This window comes from Acinetobacter sp. 1124_18A (assembly GCF_052824995.1).
The window spans coordinates 444,546-470,616 of sequence record NZ_VTDF01000001.1; the positions used below are offsets into that span (position 1 = coordinate 444,546).

Sequence of the window (26,071 nt, forward strand, 5' to 3'; positions counted from 1 at the left end):
TGATGGGATGCAGGCAGCTCAAAATGAAATGTCCACAAGTGTTTAATCAATATGACATAAAAAAGTGTCGAAAAAATATCAAAAGTGTTTCTTATACTAAAGTCTTAGGGCTGCATGAGTGTTTTTTGCGCGTATTAGCTAAAAATTTAACCGAATCATTATTTAATTCGAGTACACTTTCTCGTGCTTTTTTGAGCACTCATATCATAATTTTCTGTGATTCTCCTATATCTTCAGCTTTTTATTGAAAAAGTAAGAGGTTATTTCTAACTACTCAAAGTGGTTAGAAACTTCAGGTATTCTCCTGTTTTAGAAAACAGCTTTTTTTGTTTTCATTGAGGTAGTAGGAAGGTTTTTTGTTTACAAAGAACCGTTTCCCTTTTGCGGTGTTCATGTGAAAGGTTAGGGCTGTGTATTCGTAAAGAATAGACGTTTCATTTTGGTATTTCCAACGGACTTGGAAATATAGATTGAAGTAAAGTTATGGCTAAAAAACCGATTTATAAATCACTTTATTTTCAAGTGATTATTGCGATTATTGCGGGTGTTTTGGTAGGACATTTTTCCCCAAGCACAACGCAAATTGTCAATGGTGTTGAACAGCATATCCCAGGTTTAGGTGAGAAACTCAAGCCATTAGGTGATGCCTTTATTCGTTTGATCAAGATGATCATCGCACCCGTTATTTTCTGTACAGTGGTGAGCGGTATCGCTGGCATGGAAAGCATGAAGTCAGTCGGAAAAACTGGCGGCGTCGCGTTGTTATATTTTGAAGTTGTTTCAACAATTGCACTTCTGATTGGCCTTGTTGTAATTAACATTGCTAAACCGGGTGTAGGGATGAATATTGACCCTACAACTCTAGACACCTCGGGCATTCAAAAATACGTCAGTTCTGGTGAGTCACAATCTACCATTGATTTCTTAATGCACATCATCCCAGATACGGTTGTTGGCGCATTTGCAAATGGTGAAATCTTACAAGTCCTTCTTTTTGCAATTCTCTTTGGTTTTGCTTTACATAAGTTAGGTGATGCAGGACGTCCAGTTTTAAAATTTATTGACCAAGTTGCACATGTGTTCTTTAACATTGTGAATATGGTGATGAAACTGGCTCCGATTGGTGCATTTGGTGCAATGGCATTCACCATTGGTAAATATGGCGTTGGTTCACTCGTACAATTAGGGCAACTCATTCTCTGCTTCTATATTACGTGTCTACTCTTTATCTTCTTGATCTTGGGTACAATCAGCCGTGTTAGTGGATTCAGTATTCTCAAAATGATCCGCCTGATTCGTGAAGAGTTATTAATTGTACTTGGTACATCTTCTTCTGAATCTGTTTTGCCTCGTATGTTACGTAAACTCGAAATTGCAGGTTGTGAAAAGTCTGTAGTCGGTTTGGTTATTCCAACAGGTTATTCATTTAACCTTGATGGAACGTCAATTTATTTGACTATGGCAGCAATCTTTATTGCTCAGGCAACGAATACTCAGCTTGATATTCAACATCAGATCACTTTGTTATTAGTACTTTTAATTTCATCTAAGGGTGCGGCGGGTGTAACTGGCTCTGGCTTTATTGTTATGGCAGCAACTTTGTCTGCTGTAGGACATATTCCAGTTGCAGGTTTGGCATTGATTCTTGGTATTGACCGTTTCATGTCAGAAGCACGTGCTTTAACTAACCTTGTCGGTAACTCTTTAGCAACGATTGTTGTTGCTAAATGGGTCGGTGCTTTAGATAAAGATAAGCTCAATGATGCTTTAAATAATCCAGATGAAGTCGACAGAAAAATGATGGAACCAAAAAGTCCTCAAGTCGCTGAAGGTCTAGATTAATTCGAATAAACCTATATAAAAAAGGAAGCTAAAGCTTCCTTTTTTATTGGCTGACTGAAAAGTACAGTTTTAATGAGCAGCTATGCCATGACAGTTGCTAAAAAAATGATTAGCATGCACAGCAATGAGATTCGATAAAACAATAAAGCTGAAGGAAAATATTATGTTGGCATACGATGCAGATTTAGAATTATTCCGTGATAATTTTAAACGTTTTATGAGTGAGCATATTGCGCCTCACTACGACCAATGGGAACGCGAAGGAATCATGCCTCGTTCAGTTTGGAATCAACTGGGTGAAAATGGCTATTTATGTGTAGATGTTCCAGAAGAATATGGTGGTTATGGGGTTCCGACATATTATTCATTAATGCTGGTTGAAGAGTCTGCGCGTGCTGGTTTTTGTGCATTATCAACAGCTATTTCTTGCCACTCTGAAATTGCTGCACCATATATTTTACACATCGGGACAGAAGAGCAAAAACAATACTGGTTACCGAAAATGGTAACAGGTGAAGTGGTTGGTGCAATCGGTATGACTGAACCAGGAGCAGGTTCGGATTTACAATCAATGCGTACTAGCGCCATCTTGCAAGATGATCATTATGTGTTAAATGGTTCAAAAACATTTATTTCAAATGGACAGCATGCTGATCTTGTTGTGCTTGCGGTAAAAACAGATCCTCAAGCCCGTGCTAAAGGTGTGTCTTTATTATTGGCAGATACTCACTTAGAAGGCTTTAAAAAAGGTACAAATTTAGACAAAATCGGCCTGCATTCTCAAGATACATCTGAGCTGTTTTTTGACAATGTGAAAGTGCCTAAAAACCAGCTACTTGGTCAAGCTGGGCAGGGTTTTGCTTATTTAATGCAAGAATTACCACGTGAACGTACTGCAATTGCATCCACTGCAATTGGTGCAATCCGTGGTGCAATTGATTTGACAACGGCTTATGTAAAAGAACGCCAAGCATTTGGTCAACCCATTTCACAATTCCAAAATACGCGTTTTGTTTTGGCGCAAGCGAAAATTGATGAACTTGCTACAGCGGCTTTTTATGAAAGAAATATTGCTCTATATCAAGAAGGTAAACTAGATGTAGAAACGGCTGCAGCATTGAAAAGTTTCAGTAGCGATATGCAAATGAAAGTTGCAGATAACTTGCTTCAGCTTTTTGGTGGTTATGGTTATATGACCGAATATCCAATTTCACGTTTCTTTGTAGATGCCCGTATTCAGCGTATTTACGGTGGTACAAATGAAATTATGAAAGAAATCGTAGCGCGTGGATTAATTGGCAAAGCCTAATTAAGCAGAGTAAAAACAGCCTGTCCTAGAACAGGCTGTTTTGTTTTTAACTATTTGTTCTTCTGTTGAATGACAGGGTAGTCTTGTTGTTTCGGTAATTGCTGTAATGCATGATTGATCTTTCTTAAAAACTCATCTGCTTCATCTTGATGAAATGAATCTTCGGTGTATGCACTACGTTCTTGGATATTGATACTACAACCTCTTATTTTCATATTTTTAGGATTAAATGACCAGTCATTTGGATCCTTTAAAGTAATGTCTAAATCACTTTCACAGCTTTTCCATAGACGTAAAAAATCATTTGATAATTCTGTTTTAAATCCTCGTGCTGGATAGACCGAAAAGCCTTTCATTTCGGGATTAGAAAACTGTATAAACATGTCTACTGGCATACCGCCCCAAATGATTGCTGTATCAGTTGGTAAAGAGATGCCTGATAAATTTTTCTCTTTTAAAGCATGTGGTTGCTCAAATTTCTGCCTGAAATTTTGGGACTGATAGGTGAGCTTGGTTTGAGGTGGGATTGGAATACCACGAACTTGATTACTGACAGTCGTCCTATAGTACGGAGAATTATCAGTACCATTGCATCCTGCGATTAAGGGGCAACCACCACACGCCGTTAGACTGACAGTAAGTAAACTCAGTAGACCTAAAACAATAATTTTATTCATTCTATTTTACTGTTGTTATGACATCTTCAGACAGTATAACTAATCTATCGATTGAGAGCTTTGCCTTTAAGAGGAGTGAAATGCTCCTCTTTAAATTTAAGTGGGTTTTTATTTAGTTGTTTGTTCTGTAGGCTCATCAAATAAAGATTTACAGCTTTCTAGGTCTTTGCACGAAGCAAACATAAGGGCTTTAGGTAGACTCGCATACAAATTTGTAATGTGTTGCTCAGCCGGGTTGTAAAAATGCCAATAACTAAATTGATCTGAACGTTTACTTTCCAGAGCTTTAAAGAAATCAGTTTCGTTAAAGTTATGATCAGATTGAGTACGAGGTCCGCCTTGTTCATGGGTGCCGACTGTAGTCAAAAGCATAGGAGAATTAATTTGTTTTTGACTCTGCCAATAGTTTAATTTTTGAAATAGCATGCCTTGATCAAACCAGAGGGAAGGGCTGGCTGCGATGTAACGTTGAAATGCTTCAGGTTTTTTGGAAAAAGTGATAAAGCACAAATAACCCTCCAAATGAGTGGCCATAAATACTTTGCTGTTGGTTATTAATTGGAAACTGTTCGGCGATTTCCAGTTTGAGTTCATCATTTAAAAATGTAATGAACTGGTCAGCACCACCATACTTATATCTGCCTTGCTTCTGAAATTCAGCAGAAGGTTTAGGGGTGTAGTCATAAGCACGTTTTTGTACATCAAAAGTTTTTTGTTTAGGGTAACCAACCGCGACGATCATGAGCGGGTCTAGACCTAATTTTGTAGAACCTGCCCCAATAGATTGAGCGATATTGACTGCACTTGGAAAGGTTGCATTTCCGTCTAATATATAAAGTACGGGATAACCATGTTGTGATGGGGCAACAGGTGGTTTATAGACTTGAATCAAATACTCATGGCCGGTGTTTTTAGATTTGAGTTGAAATTGGGCTTGGTCATTATGTAAGACTATTTTTGATGGATTTTGTATAGGAGTTTGAGCCAAAGTAGAACAAGTTATTAAAGAGCTCAGAAGAAAACTGCAAGATAAAAAGAAAAATGAGTTATGCATAATAAACAAGAATAAAATTTATTATGCAAATGATAAATGAAAATCATTATCAAATAAAGCGATCTGAGGAATCCGACCAAGACGGTTTAATGAAAAAAGCCAATACAGCCATATTGCCTAACAAATCAAAGCAGACTATTGTTATACTCTCGTTTAAAAGATGATTTTGCTGAGGCTGCATTCCAATGATCAACGATGATCAAAACAAAACGACTTCTCTTAGTTTAGAACAAATTCGCGAAGATATTGATAGCGTGGATCAACAGATTCAAGAATTATTAAATCGACGCGCAAGCCTTGCTGAAGCAGTTGCGAAAGCGAAATTTGCTTCCGAAGAGAATCCTTTGTTTTATCGTCCTGAACGTGAAGCACAAGTCTTACGTAAAGTCATGGAGCGCAATCAAGGTCCTTTGTCTGATGTAACCATGGCGCGTTTGTTCCGTGAAATTATGTCGGCTTGCCTTGCTTTAGAAGCGCCGCAAAGTATTGCGTTTTTAGGGCCAGAAGGTACTTTTACTCAATCTGCTGTGCTTAAGCATTTTGGTAAAGATGCGGTTGTACGCCCACTTCCAACCATTGATGAAGTCTTCCGTGAAGTGGAAGCGGGTAGTGCACATTACGGTGTAGTTCCAGTTGAGAACTCATCTGAAGGTGTTGTAAACCATACCTTAGATTGCTTTAAAACATCGAATTTAAACGTGATTGGTGAAGTTGAATTACGTATTCACCATCAATTCCTTGTTTCTGAAAATACACGTAAAGACAGTATTAAGCAGATTTATGCGCATCAACAAACTTTGGCTCAATGTCGCCAATGGTTAGATGCACATTATCCGGGGGTTGAGCGTGTTGCTTTAAACTCAAATGCAGAAGCTGCGCGCCGTATTCGTAACGAATGGCATTCGGCAGCAATCGCATCTGATATTGCAGCAGGCATGTATAACCTTGAAATCTTACATAGCAATATTGAAGATAATCCGGAAAATACCACTCGTTTCTTAGTGATTGGACGTGAAAAAATTCCACAAAGCGGTAATGATAAAACATCGTTATTGATTTCAGCACATGACCGTGCGGGCGCTTTATTAGAAATTTTAGCACCATTTGCAAAACATAATATTAGCTTAACAAGTATTGAGACTCGTCCAGCATTACCTGAAAAGTGGGCATATGTATTCTTTATCGATTTAGAAGGTCATATCGAACAAGAGAATGTTGCTGCTGCGATTAATGATATTCGCCCAATGGTGAAAGAGATTCGTATTTTAGGTTCTTATCCTGCCGCTGTTCTGTAATCACTTATGTTGGAATAATGACATGCATCAAGATAAGCATGTCATTATGCTTAAAAACAAATTGTTCAATGGTTTAAATATCTTTGAGCAAAAGCAAAGTTGAAGTTATGTCACAACCCCTATTTAAAAAAGTTGCATTTATTGGTTTAGGACTCATCGGGTCGAGTTTAGCTCGTGTTATTGTTGCAGAAAATTTGGCGACAACTGTTGTTGCATCTACACGTTCACAGAAAACTTTAGAAGATGCAAAATCACTTGGCTTAATACAAGAGGGATTTTCTGATCCTGTTGAAGCCGTGAAAGGGGCAGATTTAGTCGTTTTAGCCTTGCCAGTACGTGCTACGCAAAAAGTGCTTGAGCAGATTAAACCTTATTTGTCAGAAACCACAATTGTAACTGATGTGGGAAGTACAAAAGGTAATGTCGTTGATGCAGCAAAAGCTGTATTTGGTGAAGATTTACCAGCAGGTTTTGTACCAGGGCATCCTATCGCGGGTAGCGAACACACTGGTGTTCATGCGGGTAAGATTGACCTATTTGCAAATCACAAAGTAATTTTAACACCGTTACCGACAAGTGCAGAATGGGCAGTTGATAAACTGATTCAACTTTGGTCAGCTGCTAAAGCTGAAGTTATTTGTATGGATGTTGCTAAGCATGATGAAGTGCTGGCGCATACGAGTCATTTACCACATTTAATGGCATTTAATCTGGTCGAGCAACTTGCAAACCGTGAAGATAATTTTGATATTTTCCGTTATGCAGCGGGTGGTTTTCGTGATTTTTCGCGGATTGCGGCCAGTGATCCTCAAATGTGGCATGACATTTTCTTTGCCAATAAAACAGCGATATTAAATGCTGTAGATGGCTTCGAAAAGCAGCTTACTGTACTTAGAAAATTGATTGAAAACGAAGATTCTCATGCATTAATGGGTTTACTCGGCCATGCTCAAGCAGCACGTCAACATTTCAATCATATGTTAGCCAAAAAACCTTTAATGGAGAAAAATAAGGTGACACAGCAATTCAGTATCTTACCGGGAAATAAAACTTTTAAAGGTAAATTTACCGTACCGGGTGACAAATCTGTGTCACATCGCTCCATTATGTTTGGTGCTATTGCCGAAGGCACTACCCATGTCACTGGCTTCCTTGAAGGTGAAGATGCTTTGGCAACCTTGCAAGCTTTCCGTGATATGGGCGTAAGCATTGAAGGCCCAAAAAATGGTGAAGTGACCATTCATGGCGTAGGCATGCATGGTTTAAAAGCGCCAGCAAGTGCCTTGTATATGGGTAACTCTGGTACAAGTATGCGTTTGCTTTCAGGCATGTTATCTGCACAAAAGTTTGATTCTGTCATGACAGGTGATGCATCACTTTCTAAACGTCCAATGGAGCGTATTGCTAAACCATTACGTTTAATGGGTGCGCAAATTCAGACCACGGGTGAGAAAGGTACACCACCTGTAAGCATTACTGGTGCTCAGCAATTAAAAGGCATTCAATACGATTTACCTATGGCATCTGCTCAAGTGAAGTCTGGTATTTTACTTGCAGGCTTATGGGCTGAAGGTGAAATCTCTGTTACAGAACCAGAGCCAACACGTGACCATACAGAGCGCATGCTTCGTGCATTTGGTTATGATGTTAAAACCGAAGGCAACAAGATTTCACTCGTTGGTGGTGGAAAATTAGTGGGGACTGACATTCAGGTTCCATCAGATATTTCATCAGCTGCTTTCTTTATGGTGGGTGCTGCAATTACTGAGGGTTCCGATGTTGTTCTGGAAGCTGTAGGTATTAACCCAACACGTACTGGCGTAATTGAAATTTTAAAACAGATGGGTGCTGATCTGACTGTTGAAAATGAGCGTATTGCCGGTGGCGAACCTATTGCTGATATTCATATTAAAGGTTCACGCACACTTAAAGGCATTCATATGCCAGAAGACCAAGTGCCGTTAGCAATTGATGAATTCCCAGCTTTATTTATTGCAGCAGCTTGTGCCGAAGGCCAAACGGTACTGACTGGTGCGGCAGAACTTCGTGTGAAAGAGTCTGATCGCATTCAGGTTATGGCAGATGGCTTAAAAATTATGGGCATTGACTGCACGCCAACTGATGATGGCATCATTATCGAAGGTAAGGGTAAGGCTGGTGACTGGTCACCAATCTTTACAGGTGGTGAAGTTGAATCACACCATGACCACCGTATTGCAATGAGCTTTAGTATGGCAGGCCTTCGTAATTCTGGTCCGATTACGATTCAAGGTACTGAAACTGTGGCGACAAGCTTCCCAACTTTCACTGAGTTGGCGAATCGTGCAGGCTTAACGATCGAAGTTAGCCAATAACTTTTCACCTAACACATTTTATAATTGCTAACACAATAGCAACGGCAGCAGCGGGCTAAAGGCTTGGCTGCTGTTTGTTTATTGCTTATGCTAAGCGCAGATAATGATAAAAGTGTTAGGACAAAGGATGAAAAAATTACAATTTATTGCCAGTTGCCCAGAACATGGGGTGCTCGATCATCCGCCAAATGAATGCCATATCACTCAAGAATATGTAGCGGCTTTATTATTTAAACAATTGGGACATTATGGCTTTGATGCACAGCACATTGTGCATGAACATGAAAAAGTAGAAGTGAGTATTGATAATCATCTTTTACCCTTGTCGATTACTTGTCAGAAAACAGACCATGATGGGCATCTCATGTGTGAAATCTCTGCCAATCCTGATGAAGAGCAAGATTGGTTTGAGAAAATTGAAACACAAAGCATCATTCGTCAGCTTGCACAGGCAGTTGAAAATAGTTTGAAAGCCGATCAGAGTTTCTCAGCATTTGAGTGGAAAAACTAAAACATACCCCTGTTAAGACTTAGTTATGAAGTACGACTTTTTAGAAAAGTCGTACTATCTCTTTAGATTAAAGATAAAAATACAAAATCTTTCCTGAAATTCCTACCTATCTTTAATGCATTGTGTATATTGAAATTATTAAGATATTTACATAATTAGAGTGTGGTTTTCATGACACAAGTTGATATTGCGGCGCTATCTCCTCAAGTGGTTTGGCAGCATTTTCAAACACTTTGCACTATTCCTCGTCCATCAAAGCATGAACAGCAGCTTCGTGAATTTTTACAAAATTGGGCGCAAAGTCGAAATCTAGAAACTTACGTAGATGAAGTGGGGAATTTGATTATCCGTAAGAATGCGACTGCGGGTAAAGAACATGTATCTGGAGTCATTCTGCAAGGCCATTTAGATATGGTCACACAAGCCAACACTGGCACAGTACACGACTTTTTTAAGGACCCGATTCGCCCAGTTCTTGAGGATGGTTGGTTGATTGCTAAAGACACTACCTTAGGTGCAGACAATGGCATCGGGGTAGCTTTAGCCTTGGCAGTTTTAGACTCAAATGATATTGCTCATGGACCAATTGAAGTTCTTTTAACAGTTGATGAAGAAGCAGGCATGAGTGGTGCCCGGCTTTTACAGGCAGGTGTGCTAAAAGGAAAATGGTTATTTAATATTGATACAGAAGAGTGGGGTGAGCTATATCTCGGATGTGCGGGCAGTATTGATATTGAAGTAGAACAATCACTCACTTATGAACCAATCCCTGAAAATTTGACGGTTGTGAATATTCAGGTTGCCGGTCTTAAAGGCGGTCACTCTGGCGTAGATATTCATTTAGGACGTGGCAATGCCAACGTTATTTTAGCTCGCTTTTTAAATGAGTATTTAGCAAAGCTTGGTGGACGACTTATTGAATTTACAGGTGGTACAGCTCGTAATGCTTTACCTCGAGAGGCAGTGGCAACCATTGCAATTCCGTATAACCAATTACCCGAATTAGAAAAATTACTTGCTGAATATCAAGCTGCATGGAAAAAACAGCTACAAGGTATTGATGACAATCTGCAATTAACTATTCAACCTACTAGTGTTGAAACGAATCAAGTGATTACTCAGCAACAGCAAAACGAGTGGTTGCAAGCTTTAGCAACTAGTCCTTATGGCGTTGCAAGTATGAGTCAAGCTTTACCAGACGTAGTTGAAACCTCAAATAATATTGGGGTGGTAAAACTAAATCGAGATGGTGGAAAAGCTGTTTTAATGGTTCGCTCAATGGTGAATCAAGAAGCTCAAGATTTTGCAGAAAAAATTCAGGCACATTTTAGTCAATTTAATATAGCCTCAGCACTCACACCGTTAGTTTCGGGTTGGACACCAAATCCTGACTCAGCTGCTCTAAAGTGCTTACAACAAGCCTATCAAAAGGCATTTAACATTGAGCCAAGTCTTAAAGTGATTCATGCAGGCTTAGAGTGTGGGATTATTGCCGAGCATTATCCAGATTTACAGATGGTTTCATTTGGACCGGATATTCAAGGTGCACATGCACCAGGCGAACGAGTCAAAATAGAGACTGTAGAGAAATGTTGGAAGCTGTTGGTGACAGCTTTGGCATCTGTAGAGTAATTTTTTTAAAAATAAGAAGCTCTTTAAAGAACTTCTTAAACTTTGACCTTTACATGAAAATGATTTTTACCTAACTCGATAAATTCGATTTCACAATCAATAAATTTTTCAATCATAGCTGCTTGAGTACGCGTATGCTCGCTAATACATTGTGCGGTGAACTCACCACCTTGACCCAAGGCTAACGGCAATAACAACTGATCTGCTAAATACTCATCCACAGCAGCATTAGTTTCCATATATTGCTTCACTTGTTCAGCCAAATGATTGGCAATTTGTTCTGCACTTTTTCGCATTTCGCCTAAAGAGGTAAATAGCTGGGTATGATGTTTGTGTTCAAGTTTGATATACACCGTATTGCCTTGGCTGATTCCATTCAGCTGAAATTGCTTTTGTGTATCCAATTTCAGTCTTTTATTTAAAGTCGCTAATTCTCTTTGTGCAATTTGCGCTTCTTCTGAAAGATTTAATACTGCTGCAAAAGCCTCAGTACATTGCAAAGCACCACGATCTAATAAATTTAGTTTGTTGCGATGTTGCCACGGCTGAATCGTAACTTGAATTTTACCTGCACCAATAGGAAAGAAGCCTGCTTTGTTTAATTTAAAATCGACGTTAATGCCAAGTTTCGCTAGAGCAGGTAAAAAGCAGTGTTCAATAAAATCTGCTGTTGGTGCAAGCGGGTTATGTGTGCCACCTGAAATGGTAAGCTCAGAGGCTTCATTTTGTAATAAAAATGCAGGTAGAAGAGTTTGTAAAACCAGTGTTGTACTACCTGCGGAACCAATTTGGAATTGATATTTTCCACTTTGAACATGTTGAGGTGCGAAATATAACCGTTGGCTATGTAACTCAGTACCTTCAACATAAGCTTGGCTAATTTGTTGAGATGCCTGTACACAAACTAAATGTTGGCGCATTAAACCTGGTTTTTTACGTCCTGCACGTATATTAATTAATTCAAATGCCTGACCTGTAATCATTGAAAGGGCAAGGGCAGTTCTTAAAATCTGTCCACCGCCTTCACCTTGTGAGCCATCAATTTGAATGGTTGTTGGCATATTTGCCAAAGCTTTATTCACTTCTATTTTCCTTATTTTCTAATTTAATGAACATACTGTCAGTACATGGTGGTGCGAAGTAACGTGTAACTTTGCTTTCGACAAAGGTTTACAAGGTGCATAGTGCTGAGCCTGATAAGTGAATATCGGTGCACGGCTCACATGCTGCCATAGCCGCCTGAATTATTTTCAATCCCTCAGATCGGAGTAACGCAGGATCTTGTACTCGCCCAGTATGCCCAAACTTTGATTGTGAAAATGATTTCACAAAATTTGTTGTTTACTCAACTAAATCGATCTGCCAATTGGCAGCTTGAATTTTGATGTTTAAGTCACGGAGTTTCGCACTGATATCATCTGCCTGCTTTTGTAAGCTAGAAACAGGAATGACTTTCTTCCACTTAATTTCACGTGAGCTATAACGATCAGGTTCTCGATGAGTATTGGCAATCGCATCTATTAAAATCTTATGCTGTTCAGCATAACTATCACGTAAGCTTAATAGGGACAACAATACTTTGCCATCTTCCAGTTTTGCTTGCGCATTGGTCAAATGAATACGACAAATCAATTGATTGCTTTCTTGGGTTAAAGCAAACACCTGTTTGATGAGTTCATTAGGGTCTTCACTTGGTTCATCGCCGTCTTGTACCAATACATTGGCATTAATTCGTTGTTTTAACGAAGCGAGCTTTTTTTGTTGATCGCTTCGCAGTAAAAGTGCTTCTGCGAGTTTCATTTTTTATCCTTGAATTTGGAAAATATGTTCTTTAAGAACTTTCTCAACAATTTCTAAAAGATCACTTCTAGGTTCAGATAAATATTTTTCGACATAGAAATCGTAATTTTCACTATCATATAGATGAGGTGCTTTCCCATGTACAATATTGCCGCGAATTTCTAAAAGATCATTTAATTGGGTTTCAGAGAATTTAGGTATGTAAGATTTGGATAAATCTCTAAATTTCTGAGAACTTTTAAATCGGGTATCTTCAATTAATGCCTCTATACAAGAACAAAAAGTGCGATATTGTTCAGCATCTTTTTCAAACCAACTGTTATAAAAACTAGTTAAAGCTGAAATACTTCTTTGTGATGTCTTATCATTTGATTTCAAAAGACTAGATAGATGTTCCAATTGGGTTGCTAATTCATTTTTAACTTTTAATTTGAAATAGAGACTCGGAGTTAAGTTCTGAGTTTGTCTGTACGTATAAGAGCTCTGATTAGAAAAATATGAACAACCTGAATCTTCACATCCACTATTGAAACAGTACCTTTTTTTAGATTCTTCAAATAAAGAAATAGCACCAAGTACAGAATATAAAGTTCTTCTTGAAATTTCTTCCGTGGGAGCTTTAATTCCAATCCAAGTTGATATTCGTTTTCTATTTTGATTTTCATTTCTAATACTAGGGTAATATAGAAAATCAAATTCATTTGAATAACGGACATCAATATCTATATGTTGGAGGCTAAGATTTTGGCTATTAATGATAAAAAAATTATCAAACATCAAGTCGTTTTCTAGATGGATTGAGTCAAATGGATACAAAAACGTATTAAGATCTTCTTTGAAAAGTGAAGAATTTAGTAGAGCATTTGCTAAATTTAACTTGGCTTCAATAGGAATTTGCATTTTGTAAGAAATATTTGGATTACGAGAAAACTCTCCCTCTCGAATAAACCAAAAGTTTTCGATTAGAAAATTAGTAACCTTATTTCTTACTTCAGAAGTTGGTAGTTTTCTTAAATATGAAGCACCATTCTGTTTGATAAAAACTAATGCTTTTAAGTAATCTTGCTGATTTCGAATATAAATTTCTGTACCTATTCCATGACTCCAAATAGGGCTATTAGGTTCACGAATAGTAAATTGAGCTAATAGTTCATCTCTCTCACCAATTGAATAAATAGCATCTAATATTAAATCTACAGCTTCAATACATATATTCATCATTTTATTTTTCCTGAGATTTATTTAATGGGTTATAAAATTTATAAATCACCCCTTAACACACACCACTTGCCGTAAGGTATACACAACTTCAACCAAATCGCTTTGAGCTTTCATTACATCTTCAATCGGCTTATATGCAGAAGGAATTTCATCAATGACAGCGGCATCTTTACGGCATTCCACACCTTCAGTTTGTGCAATTTGATCCTCAACAGTAAAACGTCGTTTTGCTTCAGTACGGCTCATAACACGGCCTGCACCATGCGAACATGAACAGAAAGATTCCTGATTTCCAAGCCCACGGACAATAAACGACTTCGCTCCCATTGAACCTGGAATAATTCCATATTCACCTAGACGCGCACGGACTGCACCTTTACGGGTGACCATCACTTCTTCACCGTAGTGTTCTTCTTTTTCCACATAGTTATGGTGGCAGTTCACTGCTTCTAAACGTGCCTGAAAAGGCTTTGGTACAATCGTAGCCAAGGCTTTAATCGCAGATTGCATCATGATTTCTCGGTTCTTCATCGCAAAGCGTTGAGCCCAACCTACGGCAAACCAGTAGTCATCAAAGTGTTCAGTTCCTTCGACTAAATATGCTAAATCTTTATTTGGTAAATTAATGAAATGCTTCTGCATGTCTTTACGGGCAAGTTCAATAAAATGATTACCGATAGCATTTCCTACACCACGAGAACCTGAGTGCAACATAATCCAAACATGATCATGTTCATCTAAACAGATTTCGACAAAGTGGTTTCCTGTACCTAATGTTCCCAAATGCTTGCGGTTATTAGTGTTTTTCAAACGTGGATGTTTGGCACAAATGTATTCAAAATCTGCAACAAGATCGGCCCAAGCTTGATCTACCATTTCTGGTGGAGTTTCCCATGAGCCGCGATCTCGCCCGCGCTTAGTCATTCCATGTGGAATTAATCGTTCAAGTTCAGTACGTAGAGCATGTAAGTTATCTGGTAAATCTGAAGCAGTTAAGCTTGTACGGGTTGCCATCATTCCACAACCAATATCTACACCCACGGCAGCAGGAATAATTGCTCCTTTGGTTGGAATCACGCTACCAATGGTTGCGCCTAAACCGAAGTGTACATCTGGCATTACAGCCATCCACTTATAAATAAAAGGCATTTGAGCAGTTTGCAATAATTGTTGTTTTGAGTTGTCATCAACAAGCACGCCTTTAGTCCACATTTTGACTGGCATAGTTTTTTCATTTTGCAGAACTTGGTAAGCACGTTCTTGCTGCTTTTGTTCAAATTGAGCTTGTTGGTTAATTTCTTCAATGACAGACATTTTCTCTTCCTTTCAAAGCCTGCCTGCCAAGCGTTTGCAGGCAGGTGTTATTCACAATATCCCAATGATGTTGTGTGCTTTGTACTATTGCACTGAGTGTGCCAACTTTTTTAAAAAGCACTTAACTTTAAATTAAGTTATTGAAATTAATATGTAAAAATAATTGTTTTCTCTGTGTGATTAATTTTTATTGGAGATTTTAATGTTTAATATATATCTAAAAATATATTTAAATATCTTTTTAGATATATATTATTAATGGGCTTTACGATTTTTATCGACTTTTAAAAGCTGTCCAGCTTCGTTTAAAGTAAACTCATCAAAATCATTTGCTAAATAAAAATGACCTTTATAAAACTGGTGAACTTCTTCAGCAATAGCGTGCTGTCCAGCTTTATCCTGATGTCTAGGGCTAAAGTGCGTCAGAATTAAATTACCCAGAGATTGCTGTTCTGCAAATTCAGCCACCATTTTTGCTGAACTATGCATTGGACCTTTGCCGACTTTATCTAAAACCGTTTGCAAGTATGTTGATTCATGAATAAGGAGTTGGGCATCTTTGCAAGTGTCAGCTAATAGCTCTGGTCGGTCATTATCACCACCTATAATTGCATGAACTTGTTGATTTTGAATTTTGATAAAGTCTTGAGCTTTTAATGTTTGTCCCTCAAATTCAACATCATAGCCTCGTTTTAAATGGCCCCACATATCGCCTTGAGGTACGCCTAACTGAGTTAGAGCTTGGGTATCTAATTTCTTGTGAATAGATTTGATATAAATGCTAAAAGCAAAACTTGGAACACGATGGCTTAGTGGATGTGCTTGAACGATGAATTCGTCAGTGATCTGTTGTGGCTGCGTTGCTTCATTCACATCAATAAATTGAAGGGAATAGGGTAAATGTAAATCTGTAAGTTGGGCAGTGATTTCAAACCATTGCTGAATTTCTTTCGGTGCAATCACGATTAAGGGTTTGCTACGGGCATTCATGCCTGCACTTGCCAATAAGCCAACTAGACCATAACAATGGTCGCCGTGAACATGTGTAATACAAATGGCAACTAGGTTTTGTAGTGAAAGTTTAGCTTGTTGAATGCGGTGCTGTGTCCCTTCGCCGGCATCAATTAAAATCCAGTCCTTATTCTTGTTATTACGAACTGCTAAACCTGAAACATTACGTGTCAGGGTCGGTACACCTGAAGATGTGCCTAAAAAAGTAAAATGAAGCATATTCTTGGAATTTTTTGGTCAAATGCGTATTGTATATTATAGACACTTATAAAATTTTATAGAAATTATGACGGATGCAAAGAAAACAGTCGTTATTGGCTTTGTCGGTTCTACACTTGATCAGGGGAGAAAGCCCGATCGATGGCAACGTTGGCGTCCTACAATTAGTCTGTTAATGCATGAAGATTTACTTATAGATGAATTGGTGTTGTTACATGACAGGCAACATCATAATTTAGTGAAATCTATAGCATTAGATGCAAAAGAAATTTCTCCGCAAACACAGGTTTCTGGGCATAAGGTGAGTATTAGAGACCCATGGGATTTTGCCGAGGTATATGGTGCACTCTATGACTTTGTAAAAACCTATCAGTTTGATGTTGAAAAAAACAACTATTTATTGCATATCACAACCGGAACACATGTTGCTCAAATTTGCTGGTATTTATTGGTCGATGCCCACTATTTACCAGCTCAATTGATTCAAAGTTCACCTAATCAGCAAAAGACCTCAGAAGGTGAATATAGAGTTATTGATCTGGACTTGTCTCGATACGATGCTTTAAAACAACGATTCGATGATGAACAAAAGCAAAATTGGCAACAGCTTAAGGCAAATATTTCTACTCATAATAAAGCGTTTAATCAGCTTATTGAGGAGGTTGAGTTAGTTGCAATCCGCTCTAGTGCGCCTATTTTGATTATGGGGGCAACAGGTGTTGGAAAGTCTCATTTAGCAAAACAGATTTTTCAGTTAAAGAAAGATAAATTCCAGTTAAGTGGTCGCTTTATCGATGTTAACTGCGCAACCTTACGTGGCGATAGTGCAATGTCGACCTTATTTGGTCATATAAAAGGTGCATTTACAGGAGCCGCAGCTTCTCGTGCTGGTTTATTAAAAAGTGCTGACCAAGGTATTTTGTTTTTAGATGAAATTGGTGAGTTAGGGCTTGATGAACAAGCAATGTTGCTGAAAGCGCTAGAAGATAAAAGCTTTTTTCCCGTGGGAAGTGATAAGGAAATTCATGCAGATTTTCAGCTGATTGCTGGTACTAACCGCGATTTACGTAATGAAGTTCAAGCAGGTCGATTTCGTGAAGATTTATGGGCCCGTTTAAATACTTGGACATTCTTCTTACCAAATTTAAAAGACCGTGTAGAAGATATTGCGCCCAACATTGAGTTTGAGCTACAGCGCTTTGCAGCAATTCATCAGAGACAATTACGTTTTCAACGCGATGCTTTAGAAATGTATTTGGAATTTGCTAAATCAGCAGATGCAACTTGGCAAGGTAATTTCAGAGATTTGGCAGCAAGCGTAACTCGTTTGGCAACTTTGTCTCAAGGTGAATTAATTCGAAGTGAAACAGTAGAAAGAGAAGTTGAACGCTTAAAACAACTTTGGCTTATTCAGACCACATCTTGCAATGATGGAAATAGAGATGTAGATATTCTATTGAACTATTTGAGTTCTGAGCAATTAGAGCAAATAGATGAATTTGACCAGATTCAATTACGTGGGGTACTTAAAGTTTGTGAAAATTCAAAATCAATGGCAGAGGTTGGAAGACAACTCTTTTCGGTGTCTCGTCAACAACGTAATACAACGAACGATAGTGATCGAGTGAAAAAATATTTGGCCCGTTTTGGATTAAGTTGGAATAATTTTTAGTAGTTACAGGGCTTATGAAATGATGGACATAGACTCAATCTATGTCCATCAAACTACTGCTTATTTCATAATAATAAAGCGTGTAATGATTTGGCGAAGCTGTTTTAAATAGCCTGTAAAGAAGTGGTTAGCGCCCGGTAAAATCGTAATTGGGTGCTTTTGTGGTTTTGCCCATGCAATTGCATCTGAAAGCAAGGTAATGTCATCTTGCTCACCATGAATGAGTAGAATATCACCTTGAATTTCTGGAGTTTTATAGTGGCGCAAACCCACTACGGTAGCCGTTGGTAAACCACACAAAATTAACTGTACAGGTCGTAATTCAGGATTAAGCTGTGCAAAGCATTTTGCCAAAACATGTGAACCGAAGCTAAAGCCGCCTGCATAAAATGGCAGACCTTCATGAAGCTTACGAACATGTTCAATTACGGCTAAAATATCTTCGGTTTCGCCATGACCTTCATCATGAATACCTTCACTGCCACCTAAGCCACGGAAACTAGGGCGATAAACAATACAGCCATATTCATTAAAGATTTGGGTTAAAAGGGCAGGGACTTTATGTTGAGGGGTTCCACCTTGCAATGGATGCGGATGGCAAACAACCGCAAAGCCTTTGATTTCACCTTCAGGGCGGTCAACGAAAAGTTCAATTTTACCTACTGGACCCTGGATGAAAGTTTGCTCAGACATATAAGAACCGCTAAATAACAATACGTGATGCTATTTTACCGATAGTCGTCATTGAAAACACGAGTTAGCATTAAAAAATATCTACTGTTATAGTTGGGATTAAGAATAATTTTTTCAGGTTGTCTATGCTTGCTTTAATTTCTCCTGCAAAAACTTTAGATTATGAAACAGCTTTACCTACAGATGAGTTTACTCAGCCTCGCTTGTTAGAACACTCAGCACAATTAATTGAGGTTTGCCGAAAACTTTCTGCTTCCGAAATTGCCAATTTAATGAGTGTCAGTGAAAAAATTGCCACACTAAATGCAGACCGATTTAGAGATTGGAAGCCTGAATTTGATTTTTCAAATGCTCGTCAGGCGATTTATGCGTTTAAAGGTGATGTATATACAGGTTTAGATGCCTATCATTTAAAAGATAAAGATATTGATTTTGCACAGCAGCATTTACGTATGCTATCTGGCTTATATGGTTTACTACGTCCTTTAGATCTAATGATGCCTTATCGTCTTGAGATGGGCACTAAATTAAAAAATTTACGGGGCCATAATTTGTATGAGTTCTGGGGTGAAATTATCACGAACCAGATTAATGAAGACTTGGCGGCAATTAAATCTGAGTTACTTGTAAATCTAGCTTCAGATGAATATTACAAATCGGTCAACGAAAAGAAAATTAAGGCTGAAATTGTTAAGCCTGTTTTTCTTGACCAGAAAAATGGCAAATATAAAGTCATTAGTTTCTATGCGAAAAAAGCACGCGGTTTAATGGCTCGTTTTATGGTTGAAAACCAATTAAATAAAGCTGAGGATCTTAAAGCGTTCAATACCGATGGATACTACTTTGATGCTGAAAACTCATCAGCAAAAGAGCTAGTATTTAAACGCGATGAGCAATAATCCTGAGCGTGGTTAATATATGATGATGCAGCTTTACTTATTAAAACTGGAACATGTTTGGTTTGAGCTGCATCAGCATTATCATTTTTCTGACCCACAAAAAATCTTAAATATACTCATCGCTGCTTATAGTGAAAAGCAGCGGGCCTATCATACTGTTCAACATTTATATGAATGCTTAGCTTTGCTCGAATCGGTTCGATCTGATTTGAATGATGCCTATGCGGTTGCATTGGCTCTTTGGTTTCATGATGTTATCTATGATCCACAAGCTAAAGATAATGAACTTAAAAGTGCTGAACTCTTTGAGCAATGTATGGCTCAAGATTTACCAGTAAATACTGCTCAGAAAATAAAGCAGTGGATTTTTGCCACGCAAAAACATATACCGACTGATGAGTTGGATTTGCAATTTTTATTGGATATTGATTTAGCTATTCTGGCAGCACCACCAAATCGTTTTATACAATATAAACAGCAGATTCAACAGGAATATGCGTGGGTTGATCCAGAAGTATATTCAATTAAGCGAAAAGAAGTTTTAGCGCATTTTTATCATTTAGACCCACTTTATCAGACTGCCTATTTCCAAAAGAATTTTGAATTCAGTGCCAAGGAAAATTTAAAGAGTACATTAGGTTTAGCCTAAGCTAACTATAAGAATGTATATTTATTACAATACAGTGAGATGGATTTTAGTGTTTTTTTGAAAAGTGAAAATGGCTACATGAGAGAAGAGAGGAACCACTGAAAAAGCAGTGATTCCTTAGAAATAAATTATTTAAAGAAATAACCTGTTTCTGGTGAGCTTGCATTTGCCATACGTTTGCGTGGCATACGACCAGCTAAAAATGCTTCACGCCCAGCTTCAACAGCTTTTTTCATTGCAGAAGCCATCAAAATAGGGTTTTGAGCAGCTGCAATCGCTGTATTCATCAGCACGCCGTCACAACCGAGTTCCATAGCAATTGCGGCATCACTTGCTGTACCAACGCCTGCATCTACCAAAACTGGTACTTTCGCATTTTCTTTAATAATTGAAATAGTGTGAGGGTTTAAAATACCTAAACCTGAACCAATAAGACTGCCTAAAGGCATAATCGCAACGCAGCCCATACTTTCAAGCTCTTGAGCAATGATCGGGTCATCAGATGTGTAGACCATAATCTCAAAACCGTCATCAATCAAAGTACGTGCAGCTTTTAAAGTCGCGGTTACATTTGGATATAAGGTCTTCTCATCACCTAAAACTTCAAGTTTTACCAAGTTATGACCGTCAAGTAGCTCGCGCGCTAACATGCATGTGCGTACCGCACTATCGGCATCAAAACAACCTGCGGTATTTGGCAAAATTGTATACTTTTCTGGTGGAATAACTGAGAGTAAATTTGGCTGATCTGGATTTTGTCCAATATTCACACGGCGGATTGCAACAGTTACGATTTCTGCACCACTCGCTTGAATGGCTAAATCTGTTTCATTTAAGTCTTTATATTTGCCAGTTCCTACCAATAAACGAGATTGAAAAGAACGTGAACCAATAATGAGAGGGGTGTCTTGCATGGATAACTCCGACTTAGCCGCCGCCAACAGCGTGAATAATTTCGATACGGTCATGTTGAGCAATAGTGATTTGCTCTAATTTGCTTTTAGAGACAATTTGCTGATTGTGTTCGACAGCAAATCGTTTTCCTTCAAGTGCCATTTCCTGAATGAGTTGCAACAGGTTTTGACAAGGCGTGTCCGTTAATTCGCCATTTAAATAAATTTGCATGATCACATTCCAATTATTTTGCGTATTTGAGGGCATTCCAAGCCAAAACGAGCCATCCAGCTATCATGAATGCTCCACCAATTGGGGTAATTGCCCCTAAAATTCGCGGTAATCCAAGCGCCATGATATAGAGTGAACCACAGAAGAATAAAATACCGATCTGAATCAATATGAATGGCAATTTAATGGGGAACGTAATGATGACTTTACTTAAAATACCAAGTGCTAAGAGACCTAAAGCATGGTAGAAAAAATAGTCGGTTGCAGTATGCCACCAAACAAGTTGCTCAGGACTCGCATGAGCTTTAAGACCATGTGCTCCAAAAGCACCCAACATGACTGCAAAGGCAAGATTAAGGGCTGAAATGGCAATCCACATAACAAAAAACGCAAATGAATAATGAAGGGCAACGTTATCATAGATTGGGTTGGCTAAACATAGCCAGATAAAACAAAAGGGCTAATCGCCCTTTTATTTTTAAACTTATTTTAGCTTGCAGACATGGCAATTTTAATTTTTTCCATTGCATTCTTTTCAAGCTGGCGAATACGTTCTGCTGATACATTATATTCGGCTGCTAACTCGTGGAGAGTAGACTTATCATCATCTAACCAACGACGTTGTAAAATATTACGCGAACGGTCATCTAACTGATCCATTGCATCATGTAAAGCAGATGTAGTTTGCTCTTCCCAGTCTTCATTTTCAACTAAACGAGCTGGATCATAGCGGTTATCTTCAAGAAACAATGCAGGTGCAGTATGTGGGGTGTCATCATCGTCGTCGCCTTGAGCATCGAAAGCGGCATCATAAGCGGTTAAACGACCTTCCATCTCCAGAACTTGTTCTGCAGTAACATTTAAGTCATTCGCAATCGATTGAGCTTCTTCGAGCGTTAATTTTTTACTCGATTTTTTTAAACTACGTAAATTGAAAAATAATTTACGCTGTGCTTTGGTCGTTGCAATTTTGACAATACGCCAATTACGAATAACGTATTCGTGAATTTCTGCCTTAATCCAGTGGACGGCAAAAGATACAAGACGCACGCCCATATTTGGGTCGAAACGCTTCACGGCTTTCATTAAGCCTAAATTACCTTCTTGAATAAGGTCGCCTTGTGGTAGGCCATAACCTGCATAGCTGCGCGCAATGTGAACGACGAAACGTAAATGCGACATTACCAGCATTTTTGCGGCATCAAGATCTTGGTCATAATAATAACGTTCAGCAAGTTCTTTTTCTTGCTCGGCCGTTAAAATAGGAATCTGATTGACAGTACTGATATATGCACCAAGGTTTACACCGGGCGCAGACAATGACAGGGGCATCAATTGATTGCTGCTGTCACTCATGATTTCTCCTTGTAGGATCGGATGGGATAACCAATAAATTCATCTTAATTTGAATCAGCTTCATAATTAAGGAAAATTGGGTAGAGAAATGTAAAATTTTATGCAATTTCTAATCTTTTAGTTTATCAAAGAATCATTGAGTTTCAATTAAATAGTGAAATTCTCTTTCGGATATATGTGTCGTCTGACACATAAAATGATGTAAACCACAGTAACGAGTTACATCTATTTCACTATGAGGGTCAGAAGATTTTAATAAGAATAGCTGTTTACCCGATACTTTTTTGAGTTCGCGTTTTAGCATTAATAACGGCATCGGACACGGTTGGCCCAAGGCATTAATTTCAATAAGTGCTGTAGTAGTAGAAGTGTTGGTCATTCATCATCAAAACAACTAAAAATATTATTCTAACAAATTTTTTTATAAACGCTGCACATTTTATAAAAGAAGAAACAAGCAATTACCTATAAGAAATATTGTAATAAGCTGTTTAAAAAAAGGACTAAAAATAGGGAGAATAATTGAAAAAAATTCTATTAATTGTCATAAACCCATGGTAAGCTCGAACCGTTTTAGGATTTACCGCACACTTAAATTGGTTTAAAAATCTTATAACAAATGGATGTAACCGGAAATTGTTGATAGTTTTACAGAATGATTACAAGCTTTAAGATTATAAATATTTTAAACACTTGTTTGCTCTGCTGTTTGCAACACCGGAAGGTCCTTTTTTCAACATCTGAGGATTGACTTATGACAGCTCGCGAACAAGGCGTAGTAAAGTGGTTTAACGACACTAAAGGTTTTGGCTTTATTCAACGTAACGGCGGTGATGACGTATTCGTTCATTTCCGTGCAATCGCTGGTGATGGCCACCGTTCTTTACGTGACGGCCAACGCGTAGAATTCAGTGTAGTACAAGGTCAAAAAGGTTTTCAAGCTGAAAACGTTCAGCCTTTAGACTAATTCATCATTTTTTGATGAATCATGGACGCTCCAATTTTTGAATTGGGGCGTTTTTGTTTATAATGATCTTCTCACTAGAGAGATTGTTTGTTAGAGCACGTATTTATGACATCTGGTTTTGAAACCTTGAATTTACATCCGCAACTTAAAAAGGCGATTGATGCTTTAGGGTTTAAGCAAATGACCCCGATTCAGCAAAAGGTTTTAAAATATACGTTGGGCGGGCATGATGCAATTGGTAGAGCACAAACAGGAACAGGTAAAACTGCTGCTTTCCTGATTAGTGTCATTAATGACTTATTACATAACCCGATTCAAGAGCAGCGTTTTCGTGGTGAGCCACGTGCCCTGATTTTGGCGCCTACTCGTGAATTGGCATTGCAAATTGAAAGCGATGCGAAGTTACTCACAAAATTTTCAGATTTACACATCGTGACACTCTTAGGTGGCGTAGATTTTGATAAGCAAAAGAAACAGCTAGATGCTAATTTTGTCGATATCATAGTTGCCACTCCTGGGCGTCTAATTGATTTTGTAGAACAAAAAGAAGTTTGGCTCGATCAAATTGAATTCCTAGTCATTGATGAAGCTGACCGCTTATTGGACATGGGTTTTATTCCTTCTGTAAAACGTATTGTGCGTTATTCCCCGCGTAAGGAAGAACGTCAGACCCTCATGTTCTCGGCTACTTTTAGTTATGACGTGCTTAATTTGGCGAGACAATGGTTGTTTGAGCCAATCACTGTTGAAATTGAACCTGAGCAAAAAACCAATAACGATGTTGAGCAACGCGTTTATGTTGTGGCTAAACAAGATAAATATCGTTTGCTACAAGATATTTTGCGTGAAGAACCAATCGATAAAGTCATGATTTTTGCTAATCGACGTGATCAAGTACGCCGTCTTTATGATCATTTAAAGAGAGATGGGTATCGGGTCGGGATGCTTTCAGGTGAAATTGCCCAAGATAAACGTTTAAAAATGTTAGACCAGTTTAAACAGGGTAAAAATAATATCATGATCGCAACGGATGTTGCAGGCCGTGGTATTCATGTTGATGGCGTATCTCATGTGATCAACTATACTTTACCTGAGCAATCAGACGATTATGTTCACCGCATTGGACGTACAGGTCGTGCTGGGTCACAAGGTATAAGTATTAGTTTTCTTTCAGAAGATGATGCTTTTTACTTGCCAGAAATTGAAAAAGCAATTGGTAAGAAATTGCCATTAACCCGATTAGATGGTTATTGCTAATAAAAAAATCCCAATCATTTGATTGGGATTTTTTTGATTAATTAATTTTACAATAGAAAGTAAGTGTTGTTTGATAATCATCGTCTTTTGCTAGGGATGCATTTTTACCAGTCAAGGTGCCAATTACACCAGCAGCAGCTTCAACCATTTGACCTGTTTTCTCGCTTACTACATCTTTTAATACGCCGTTATAAGTTGTTTTTTCATCTACAACAACAGGTGTAGTATTTTTTGAACAAGTTTTTTGAGCGGCAGTAATCGCATTATTTTTTGCAATTAGATTTGTTTTACCAATGCCTGTAACTTCAAATTGATTATTTTCTTTTTGAACGGCCAATGTGTTTTTAGGGGTGGTGGCACAAGCACCTAGTAATAAAACAACACTACTTAATGCGCTCGCTAAAATTATTTTTTTCATATTTCACCTAATATCGTTAATCGTCAAAAGATCTCATTATTTGAACACAAGTTTTCTAATTGATTTTGAAGACGTTGTATAAGTTTTGATGTTTTGTCTTAGAAAAATGTCAAAGTGTGAACTCGTTATTTTTATGTTCTAGATACAATGGTGGATTATCTGTAGATTATGCTAATCTATTTTGAATTTTTTGAGTTAGATCAATATTAATGACGGATTCAGCAACACAGATAATTCATCAAAATATTCACCAACGTCAATCTATTGGTCAATTGATTGAGCCTGCACCAAATGCAGATCAATTAGAGTTGGCTTTTCAAGCTGCTTTAACTGCTCCTGACCATCATAGACTTAAACCAACACGTTTTGTCGTTATCGAAGCTGAAAAACGTGCTGCATTTGGTGAGGTTTTAGCAAAAGCATTGGCCGATTTGGGTGAAACTGATTCAGCACAGCTTGAGCGGGTTAAGCAACATCCTTTCCGTGCGCCTTTACTCATTTTAGCGCTTACGCAATTGCAAGATCATCCTAAGGTTCCGCATTTTGAACAGATTTTAAGTACTGGAGCTGCCGTACAAAATCTTTTATTGTCTTTGCAAGTTCAAGGTTTTTCTACGATGTGGCGCAGTGGAGCTGTTGTTGAGTCAAATTGGTTAAAACAGCATTTAGGATTGCAACCACATGATTTGATTTCAGGTATTATTTATGTGGGCACGGCAGCTAAAGCAATTGCACCACGTGCAGATATTGAAAGTAAAGAATTCGTAAAAGTTTGGCAGGCATAAAAGTCTGTAGA

At 38.1% G+C, this 26,071-nt stretch carries 25 protein-coding genes and 1 pseudogene; 12 read left to right on the forward strand and 14 right to left on the reverse strand.

Annotation, left to right across the window (positions count from 1 at the left end; genetic code table 11):
* The first annotated feature begins 483 nt into the window (after positions 1 to 483).
* Both FY048_RS02195 and FY048_RS02200 read left to right on the forward strand, forming a co-directional pair.
* Entirely contained in the window at positions 484 to 1,842 is a 1,359-nt protein-coding gene (locus FY048_RS02195) for a dicarboxylate/amino acid:cation symporter (RefSeq protein WP_016137558.1), read from the forward strand.
* A gap of 163 nt (positions 1,843 to 2,005) precedes the next feature.
* Positions 2,006 to 3,151, forward strand: coding sequence for an acyl-CoA dehydrogenase family protein (locus tag FY048_RS02200; protein ID WP_056481145.1), 1,146 nt, complete (start codon positions 2,006 to 2,008; stop codon positions 3,149 to 3,151).
* 50 nt (positions 3,152 to 3,201) lie between these two features.
* On the opposite strand, the gene FY048_RS02205 is transcribed toward FY048_RS02200, so the two are convergent.
* A complete protein-coding gene (locus tag FY048_RS02205; protein ID WP_446089973.1) occupies positions 3,202 to 3,828 on the reverse strand; it encodes a hypothetical protein in 627 nt (208 codons plus the stop codon).
* A 108-nt stretch (positions 3,829 to 3,936) separates the two neighbouring features.
* A pseudogene (locus tag FY048_RS02210) lies at positions 3,937 to 4,882 on the reverse strand (alpha/beta hydrolase).
* A 185-nt stretch (positions 4,883 to 5,067) separates the two neighbouring features.
* Here FY048_RS02210 and pheA point away from each other — a divergent pair.
* The 4 genes from pheA to FY048_RS02230 all read left to right on the forward strand — a co-directional run bounded on the left by pheA (position 5,068) and on the right by FY048_RS02230 (position 10,674).
* On the forward strand, positions 5,068 to 6,177 hold the full coding sequence (gene pheA / locus FY048_RS02215) for a prephenate dehydratase (RefSeq protein WP_003650703.1): 1,110 nt from the start codon (positions 5,068 to 5,070) through the stop codon (positions 6,175 to 6,177).
* 107 nt (positions 6,178 to 6,284) lie between these two features.
* Positions 6,285 to 8,531 carry a bifunctional prephenate dehydrogenase/3-phosphoshikimate 1-carboxyvinyltransferase gene (locus FY048_RS02220; protein WP_446089974.1) on the forward strand — a complete coding sequence of 749 codons (2,247 nt, stop codon included), beginning with the start codon at positions 6,285 to 6,287 and terminating at the stop codon, positions 8,529 to 8,531.
* A 127-nt stretch (positions 8,532 to 8,658) separates the two neighbouring features.
* The gene (locus FY048_RS02225) at positions 8,659 to 9,042 is read left to right on the forward strand and encodes a hypothetical protein (protein ID WP_016137563.1); all 384 of its coding nucleotides are present in this window, start codon (positions 8,659 to 8,661) and stop codon (positions 9,040 to 9,042) included.
* Between the two features lie 171 nt (positions 9,043 to 9,213).
* The gene (locus FY048_RS02230) at positions 9,214 to 10,674 is read left to right on the forward strand and encodes an aminoacyl-histidine dipeptidase (RefSeq protein ID WP_446089975.1); all 1,461 of its coding nucleotides are present in this window, start codon (positions 9,214 to 9,216) and stop codon (positions 10,672 to 10,674) included.
* A 35-nt stretch (positions 10,675 to 10,709) separates the two neighbouring features.
* Here FY048_RS02230 and rtcA read toward each other — a convergent pair whose 3' ends face one another.
* From rtcA to FY048_RS02255, 5 genes are all read right to left on the reverse strand, one after another.
* Positions 10,710 to 11,756 carry an RNA 3'-terminal phosphate cyclase gene (gene rtcA, locus FY048_RS02235; protein ID WP_446089976.1) on the reverse strand — a complete coding sequence of 349 codons (1,047 nt, stop codon included), beginning with the start codon at positions 11,754 to 11,756 and terminating at the stop codon, positions 10,710 to 10,712.
* A 259-nt stretch (positions 11,757 to 12,015) separates the two neighbouring features.
* Positions 12,016 to 12,474 carry a DIP1984 family protein gene (locus FY048_RS02240; RefSeq protein ID WP_446089977.1) on the reverse strand — a complete coding sequence of 153 codons (459 nt, stop codon included), beginning with the start codon at positions 12,472 to 12,474 and terminating at the stop codon, positions 12,016 to 12,018.
* Between the two features lie 3 nt (positions 12,475 to 12,477).
* On the reverse strand, positions 12,478 to 13,695 hold the full coding sequence (locus FY048_RS02245; RefSeq protein WP_446089978.1) for a hypothetical protein: 1,218 nt from the start codon (positions 13,693 to 13,695) through the stop codon (positions 12,478 to 12,480).
* Positions 13,696 to 13,740: 45 nt separating this feature from the next.
* Entirely contained in the window at positions 13,741 to 15,009 is a 1,269-nt protein-coding gene (locus tag FY048_RS02250; RefSeq protein WP_068526844.1) for an RtcB family protein, read from the reverse strand.
* A 255-nt stretch (positions 15,010 to 15,264) separates the two neighbouring features.
* Positions 15,265 to 16,239 carry a ribonuclease Z gene (locus FY048_RS02255; RefSeq protein ID WP_446089979.1) on the reverse strand — a complete coding sequence of 325 codons (975 nt, stop codon included), beginning with the start codon at positions 16,237 to 16,239 and terminating at the stop codon, positions 15,265 to 15,267.
* A 67-nt stretch (positions 16,240 to 16,306) separates the two neighbouring features.
* Here FY048_RS02255 and rtcR point away from each other — a divergent pair, with 67 nt between their 5' ends.
* Entirely contained in the window at positions 16,307 to 17,911 is a 1,605-nt protein-coding gene (gene rtcR, locus FY048_RS02260) for an RNA repair transcriptional activator RtcR (protein WP_446089980.1), read from the forward strand.
* Positions 17,912 to 17,971: 60 nt separating this feature from the next.
* On the opposite strand, the gene FY048_RS02265 is transcribed toward rtcR, so the two are convergent.
* Positions 17,972 to 18,604: an alpha/beta hydrolase gene (locus FY048_RS02265; RefSeq protein ID WP_004643457.1), complete on the reverse strand. Its 633-nt coding sequence runs from the start codon at positions 18,602 to 18,604 to the stop codon at positions 17,972 to 17,974.
* A 125-nt stretch (positions 18,605 to 18,729) separates the two neighbouring features.
* On the opposite strand from FY048_RS02265, the gene yaaA reads away from it, so the two are divergent.
* Entirely contained in the window at positions 18,730 to 19,503 is a 774-nt protein-coding gene (gene yaaA / locus FY048_RS02270; protein WP_446089981.1) for a peroxide stress protein YaaA, read from the forward strand.
* Positions 19,504 to 19,522: 19 nt separating this feature from the next.
* Entirely contained in the window at positions 19,523 to 20,152 is a 630-nt protein-coding gene (locus tag FY048_RS02275; RefSeq protein ID WP_446089982.1) for an HD domain-containing protein, read from the forward strand.
* 128 nt (positions 20,153 to 20,280) lie between these two features.
* Here the strand turns inward: FY048_RS02275 and FY048_RS02280 are convergent, their stop codons facing one another.
* From FY048_RS02280 to FY048_RS02300, 5 genes are all read right to left on the reverse strand, one after another.
* Complete coding sequence (locus FY048_RS02280; RefSeq protein ID WP_174756324.1) at positions 20,281 to 21,066, reverse strand: thiazole synthase; 786 nt, start codon at positions 21,064 to 21,066, stop codon at positions 20,281 to 20,283.
* Between the two features lie 13 nt (positions 21,067 to 21,079).
* Complete coding sequence (gene thiS / locus FY048_RS02285; RefSeq protein WP_004791249.1) at positions 21,080 to 21,277, reverse strand: sulfur carrier protein ThiS; 198 nt, start codon at positions 21,275 to 21,277, stop codon at positions 21,080 to 21,082.
* Between the two features lie 13 nt (positions 21,278 to 21,290).
* Entirely contained in the window at positions 21,291 to 21,656 is a 366-nt protein-coding gene (locus FY048_RS02290) for a DUF423 domain-containing protein (RefSeq protein ID WP_016137575.1), read from the reverse strand.
* A 110-nt stretch (positions 21,657 to 21,766) separates the two neighbouring features.
* A complete protein-coding gene (gene rpoH / locus FY048_RS02295; RefSeq protein WP_016137576.1) occupies positions 21,767 to 22,633 on the reverse strand; it encodes an RNA polymerase sigma factor RpoH in 867 nt (288 codons plus the stop codon).
* A gap of 133 nt (positions 22,634 to 22,766) precedes the next feature.
* Positions 22,767 to 23,012, reverse strand: a complete 246-nt coding sequence (locus FY048_RS02300; protein ID WP_446089983.1) for a sulfurtransferase TusA family protein — start codon at positions 23,010 to 23,012, stop codon at positions 22,767 to 22,769.
* Positions 23,013 to 23,387: 375 nt separating this feature from the next.
* Here FY048_RS02300 and FY048_RS02305 point away from each other — a divergent pair, with 375 nt between their 5' ends.
* Both FY048_RS02305 and rhlB read left to right on the forward strand, forming a co-directional pair.
* On the forward strand, positions 23,388 to 23,600 hold the full coding sequence (locus FY048_RS02305) for a cold-shock protein (RefSeq protein ID WP_016137578.1): 213 nt from the start codon (positions 23,388 to 23,390) through the stop codon (positions 23,598 to 23,600).
* A 105-nt stretch (positions 23,601 to 23,705) separates the two neighbouring features.
* Complete coding sequence (gene rhlB / locus FY048_RS02310) at positions 23,706 to 24,857, forward strand: ATP-dependent RNA helicase RhlB (protein WP_446089984.1); 1,152 nt, start codon at positions 23,706 to 23,708, stop codon at positions 24,855 to 24,857.
* Between the two features lie 37 nt (positions 24,858 to 24,894).
* Here rhlB and FY048_RS02315 read toward each other — a convergent pair whose 3' ends face one another.
* Positions 24,895 to 25,275, reverse strand: coding sequence for a hypothetical protein (locus tag FY048_RS02315; protein WP_005046134.1), 381 nt, complete (start codon positions 25,273 to 25,275; stop codon positions 24,895 to 24,897).
* Positions 25,276 to 25,484: 209 nt separating this feature from the next.
* Between FY048_RS02315 and FY048_RS02320 the strand changes: the two genes are divergently transcribed.
* Positions 25,485 to 26,060: a nitroreductase family protein gene (locus FY048_RS02320; RefSeq protein WP_016137580.1), complete on the forward strand. Its 576-nt coding sequence runs from the start codon at positions 25,485 to 25,487 to the stop codon at positions 26,058 to 26,060.
* The last annotated feature ends 11 nt before the right edge of the window (positions 26,061 to 26,071 follow it).

Coding starts and splice junctions, on each gene's coding strand:
- FY048_RS02195 (WP_016137558.1), top strand. CDS start 484: ATGGCTAAAAAACCGATTTATAAATCACTTTATTTTCAAGTGATTATT.
- FY048_RS02200 (WP_056481145.1), top strand. CDS start 2,006: ATGTTGGCATACGATGCAGATTTAGAATTATTCCGTGATAATTTTAAA.
- FY048_RS02205 (WP_446089973.1), bottom strand. CDS start 3,828: ATGAATAAAATTATTGTTTTAGGTCTACTGAGTTTACTTACTGTCAGT.
- pheA (WP_003650703.1), top strand. CDS start 5,068: ATGATCAACGATGATCAAAACAAAACGACTTCTCTTAGTTTAGAACAA.
- FY048_RS02220 (WP_446089974.1), top strand. CDS start 6,285: ATGTCACAACCCCTATTTAAAAAAGTTGCATTTATTGGTTTAGGACTC.
- FY048_RS02225 (WP_016137563.1), top strand. CDS start 8,659: ATGAAAAAATTACAATTTATTGCCAGTTGCCCAGAACATGGGGTGCTC.
- FY048_RS02230 (WP_446089975.1), top strand. CDS start 9,214: ATGACACAAGTTGATATTGCGGCGCTATCTCCTCAAGTGGTTTGGCAG.
- FY048_RS02240 (WP_446089977.1), bottom strand. CDS start 12,474: ATGAAACTCGCAGAAGCACTTTTACTGCGAAGCGATCAACAAAAAAAG.
- FY048_RS02245 (WP_446089978.1), bottom strand. CDS start 13,695: ATGATGAATATATGTATTGAAGCTGTAGATTTAATATTAGATGCTATT.
- FY048_RS02250 (WP_068526844.1), bottom strand. CDS start 15,009: ATGTCTGTCATTGAAGAAATTAACCAACAAGCTCAATTTGAACAAAAG.
- FY048_RS02255 (WP_446089979.1), bottom strand. CDS start 16,239: ATGCTTCATTTTACTTTTTTAGGCACATCTTCAGGTGTACCGACCCTG.
- rtcR (WP_446089980.1), top strand. CDS start 16,307: ATGACGGATGCAAAGAAAACAGTCGTTATTGGCTTTGTCGGTTCTACA.
- FY048_RS02265 (WP_004643457.1), bottom strand. CDS start 18,604: ATGTCTGAGCAAACTTTCATCCAGGGTCCAGTAGGTAAAATTGAACTT.
- yaaA (WP_446089981.1), top strand. CDS start 18,730: ATGCTTGCTTTAATTTCTCCTGCAAAAACTTTAGATTATGAAACAGCT.
- FY048_RS02275 (WP_446089982.1), top strand. CDS start 19,523: ATGATGATGCAGCTTTACTTATTAAAACTGGAACATGTTTGGTTTGAG.
- FY048_RS02280 (WP_174756324.1), bottom strand. CDS start 21,066: ATGCAAGACACCCCTCTCATTATTGGTTCACGTTCTTTTCAATCTCGT.
- thiS (WP_004791249.1), bottom strand. CDS start 21,277: ATGCAAATTTATTTAAATGGCGAATTAACGGACACGCCTTGTCAAAAC.
- FY048_RS02290 (WP_016137575.1), bottom strand. CDS start 21,656: ATGTGGATTGCCATTTCAGCCCTTAATCTTGCCTTTGCAGTCATGTTG.
- rpoH (WP_016137576.1), bottom strand. CDS start 22,633: ATGAGTGACAGCAGCAATCAATTGATGCCCCTGTCATTGTCTGCGCCC.
- FY048_RS02300 (WP_446089983.1), bottom strand. CDS start 23,012: ATGACCAACACTTCTACTACTACAGCACTTATTGAAATTAATGCCTTG.
- FY048_RS02305 (WP_016137578.1), top strand. CDS start 23,388: ATGACAGCTCGCGAACAAGGCGTAGTAAAGTGGTTTAACGACACTAAA.
- rhlB (WP_446089984.1), top strand. CDS start 23,706: ATGACATCTGGTTTTGAAACCTTGAATTTACATCCGCAACTTAAAAAG.
- FY048_RS02315 (WP_005046134.1), bottom strand. CDS start 25,275: ATGAAAAAAATAATTTTAGCGAGCGCATTAAGTAGTGTTGTTTTATTA.
- FY048_RS02320 (WP_016137580.1), top strand. CDS start 25,485: ATGACGGATTCAGCAACACAGATAATTCATCAAAATATTCACCAACGT.